Below are 3,989 nucleotides of genomic sequence, written 5' to 3' on the forward strand. Positions count from 1 at the left end.
CTAAAAAGAAAAACAAACCTACTCTCTGGATTCAAATCTCTACTGGATATAGAAAAACTGAAAAACTGAATAAATTAAAACTATTACCTGATATTTTCAATGATTTTGATTTAGTTATACTAATTCTAAAAATCAAAAATAAATTAAAATATTATATTTATTCTGACTCTGAATACATTGAATTTTCTGAACAAGAATTCTATGAATTAATTTGAAATTCTATTAAATTCTTAAGTAATTGATATTCAATAACTTACATAAATTTAGGTATATAAAATTCAAAAAGCAAAGAAATACAGCCACGATTTTTTACTGGATAATATTATACCATTACCTAACTAAAAATCTCGTTTGTATTTGAATGCTAACCCTATAAAACATAGGTTTTAAAAAGAGGTCTAACCCTATTTTTTTGAGTATTTAAAGTTTCAATAGATAAGATAAATTACTAAATTATTCTTAAGTTATTGATTATCAATGATTTAAGTTAAATTTCAAGTATTAAATATTAAATAGCAAAGAAATAAAGAAAAGATTTTTGATAGGTTAATATAATACCATTACCTAAATGAAAATCTCTTCTATATTTTTATCCTATGCTTTAAAAAAGGTATTTTAAAAGAAGGTTAGATTATGTTTCTTTTAAAATCTTATTGAAATAATATTCATATAATGCTTTATCATTCTCATAAAGAAAATGAAGAAATCTTATTCTATCTTTATGGTCTATAATACAGACACAAAAGCCTATATCAGGTAATTTTCTGCCTAAGTATTTGACTGAGATTTTATTAGGTTCCAATAGAGTAAGTCCAGGCACAAGTAATAAATGTAAATCTCGTTGATGTATTTCTTGGAAGAGATGTAAATGACCTCTAACAACACAATCTATCTTAGGGAATTTATTAAAAGCTTCTGCCATCTTTAAGAATAATCCTTCTCTGTCAAGTGTAGATGCTAAATATACAAATGAAGAAGATATCTCGTGAGCTATATTGAAAACTCTTTTAGAAGGTTTGAATGTTATGTTAGTCATAGTCTCTATAAATTTCCAATTGAATCTATCTGCTATAACTTTTGAAGCTCGTGAATCTATAGAATCGTGATAATTAGAATTTGATAATACTATGCCTTGGTATTCTTTCAATGGCTTAAATAACTGACAGAAAGCTTCTATCTGGTCATCTAAATTAGATAGACTCAAGAATATTTTTCTGCCTTTTCTATCAGGACCTTGTATAGTGTCTCCTAAGTGAACTATATAATCTATACTACCAAACTCAGATTCTATATTTCTTAAAGTATTGAAAAAATATTTTCTGATAGTATCTTGGATTAAATTAGATTTGACTATATTACCCTCAGAAGTCTCAAATTTCTCAGGAAATATAGCTAATTTAGAACCGATATGAGTATCTGATAAGAACAAAATTTTAGTATTTTTCTTTGTCATTTTTGTCTACCTCTTTTAAGATTTTTTCTATTTCGTCCTTAAAAAGATATTTTTTTAGCTCATTAAAATCTGTTTTGAGAACATCTTGGTTTGTAAGATTTAATAAAGAAGCTCGTTTATAGATAGATTGAATAGAACGATTAAAGATTCTTTCAAGTGAATCTCTTGAAATTTCTCTTAACAAAAACCTTGGATATATCTTTCTCAAAATCTCATCTTCTATTTTATTCCATTTCCTGCCTTTCATATATTTACCTCAACTGATTTACTTAAACTAAAAACTCTTTTATCTTCTGTTGAAGTAGCTATTAAAAAATATTTTAGCCCTATAGGACTTAAAATCCTGATTTTACATTTGCCTGATTTATTATATGGTCTATCTATAAGAACTATATTTTTATCTAAGATATTCTTGAATGGATAATCTTCTATAAGATAATCACCAGAATCTAAATAATTTAGCTTTTCTTCAATAGAATCAAAATAATATATCTTGAATCTCTGTAAATATTTCTTACACCAGGACTCAGTATATTTCTTCCAAGATTCTCTTTGATGAGTGTAAATTATAAGTTCTTGATTATTAAAGAATTTTTTTATGATAGGATAATATTCAGTAGGCTTACATCTCAGAATTAACTCAGGATTTTTGTCTATAACAGAAACATTGAAATAATCCCATTCTTTGATATCGTTTATATTCTTATCTGTACAGGATACCAAGTCTCTTATTACTCCATCTAAATCAAAAATAATTCTCATATTTTAATTATACTAAATTCTTTAATTTATGTCAAGTATTCTTTAATCTCTTTTCTAAGTTCATCTTTAAGTCTTTTTCTTGACTTATATTTCTTTGATTTATGAATTTTAGTTGCTAAGTTTCTGTTCTGAAAATATTTAAATCTCGGAATTACTATATAAGTATCAGGTGATAATTCATATAATTTATTTTGATATTTTTTCTTCATTTGAAATACCTCTTTAAAATATAAGTTAAAGCTTTTTCTGTTATTCTCTCTACTTGCTTTGCTAATCTTTCATCGTTAACATTTCTGTTAACTTTGCCTTTTTCATAAAGATAATTAATAATCTCGTGAAATAGAACCTCTATCGTCTTTTTGAAAGATAATCTCTCATCTATTTGAATTAAATATTTATCATCTTGAAATGTATCAAATAAACCATTTGCTTTATGTATTTTCTTTATCTCTAAATATAACTCTTTATTTAATTTAATCATTTTTTTATTAAAATATCTTGATTACTCAGTTCTAAAGGACTTAATTCTAATTTTTCTAACACAAAACCATTACAATAAAGACTATATGCTATTGCTTCTGAACAATAGAATCTCTGGGGTATATTCCAGAACCATCTGAAGATAAAATTCAATACTCCAAAGAAATCATATTTAACAATAGGCATTAAACCTAAAAAATGTTTTATTATAGCTTCTTTCTTAGTTGTTGATATATCTTTTATCTCAAAAATATCAAATTTATTATTTTTATAATTATCAAGATTTTCTATGGTAAGACCTCTAAAACCCACTGAAGCTATCTGATTATCTCCTAAATAAATTCCACAATGACAATATTTACCATCAAAATACGCTATAATCCTCTGATAGAATTTGTTTGGATAAAAGAATATTATATCGCCTCTTCCAAGTTTTTGTTTTTTACCCATTTTCAAAATTCAATTTTAATGACATTTATATACATTCCATCTCTTCTGTCATTAGTAGAGCTCAAGTCCCAAGTGATAGCATAACCAACTTCCAGATGGTTCAAGTAAATCATTGGTTGTCCTTTTATCTTTTCAATGAACTTACCAAGATTAAATCCAATATAAATTCCAGTTGATGGTTTTTCAGTTGCAAAAAGTCCTGTATTAATCCATTGATGTTTTGTCTCTAAAAACTGCCATTTTGCTCCAAAAAGATAGTCTTTTTTATCCAAATCATAAAACAGTGTCAGTCCAACATTCTGTTGATAAGTCCATTCAACTATTTCTTTGAATGGGTTTGGGACTTGATTTTCTTCTGCTTTTAAGTTAAAAAACAATATTAAAAATGCCCCGATTAAAAATAATATAATCTTTTTCATTATTTCACCTCCTTTTATGTAATTTTTTTGAAAATATTTTCATAAAAATCAACTATAATTTGACATCCTTTGTAAATTTTTCTCTGCCAGATATCAAACATATCTTCAACTATTTGAATAAGCTCATCATCATACCTTGAAGGTGTAAATGATACTATACCTGCAAGAAGTTTTATTATCTGTTCTACAAGACCAACAAAAACTCCGAATTCTTTTAATATTAAAGAAGCCAACCAAAAAATCCTTGTAATAATAAAAATTACCATTTCTACCTCCCTGGGATATCTTTTCTTCAATTCTTTAAACTTTTTTCTTAAAAACCATATTTCAATTTTATTTAATCCCATTTCAGTTCTTTATAATCTGTTAATAAATACTCATACAGAGATATAATTCTTTTATTCCATCCCCTTCCAAACATATCA

The 3,989-nt window shown here is 25.7% G+C and carries 8 protein-coding genes; 1 reads left to right on the plus strand and 7 read right to left on the minus strand.

What is annotated here, in order from left to right; translation table 11 throughout:
* Positions 1-215, plus strand: a 215-nt coding sequence (locus PKV21_09430) for a hypothetical protein (GenBank protein ID HOM27706.1), incomplete at its 5' end; no start/stop codon positions are given.
* A gap of 416 nt (positions 216-631) precedes the next feature.
* Here PKV21_09430 and PKV21_09435 read toward each other — a convergent pair.
* The 7 genes from PKV21_09435 to PKV21_09465 all read right to left on the minus strand — a co-directional run bounded on the left by PKV21_09435 (position 632) and on the right by PKV21_09465 (position 3,830).
* A complete protein-coding gene (locus tag PKV21_09435) occupies positions 632-1,453 on the minus strand; it encodes a hypothetical protein (GenBank protein ID HOM27707.1) in 822 nt (273 codons plus the stop codon).
* A complete protein-coding gene (locus tag PKV21_09440) occupies positions 1,434-1,700 on the minus strand; it encodes a hypothetical protein (GenBank protein HOM27708.1) in 267 nt (88 codons plus the stop codon). Before PKV21_09440 ends, PKV21_09435 begins: the two co-directional genes overlap by 20 nt.
* Complete coding sequence (locus PKV21_09445) at positions 1,697-2,215, minus strand: hypothetical protein (GenBank protein ID HOM27709.1); 519 nt, start codon at positions 2,213-2,215, stop codon at positions 1,697-1,699. Before PKV21_09445 ends, PKV21_09440 begins: the two co-directional genes overlap by 4 nt.
* 205 nt (positions 2,216-2,420) lie before the next feature.
* Positions 2,421-2,696, minus strand: coding sequence for a hypothetical protein (locus tag PKV21_09450; protein HOM27710.1), 276 nt, complete (start codon positions 2,694-2,696; stop codon positions 2,421-2,423).
* Complete coding sequence (locus tag PKV21_09455) at positions 2,693-3,145, minus strand: hypothetical protein (protein ID HOM27711.1); 453 nt, start codon at positions 3,143-3,145, stop codon at positions 2,693-2,695. The genes PKV21_09450 and PKV21_09455 overlap by 4 nt, the downstream gene beginning before the upstream one ends.
* A gap of 2 nt (positions 3,146-3,147) precedes the next feature.
* Positions 3,148-3,564: a hypothetical protein gene (locus PKV21_09460; protein ID HOM27712.1), complete on the minus strand. Its 417-nt coding sequence runs from the start codon at positions 3,562-3,564 to the stop codon at positions 3,148-3,150.
* A gap of 14 nt (positions 3,565-3,578) precedes the next feature.
* Positions 3,579-3,830, minus strand: a complete 252-nt coding sequence (locus tag PKV21_09465; protein ID HOM27713.1) for a hypothetical protein — start codon at positions 3,828-3,830, stop codon at positions 3,579-3,581.
* Positions 3,831-3,989: the final 159 nt, after the last annotated feature.

Source organism: bacterium, from assembly GCA_035371905.1.
In the GTDB taxonomy this organism is placed as follows: domain Bacteria; phylum Ratteibacteria; class UBA8468; order B48-G9; family JAFGKM01; genus JAMWDI01.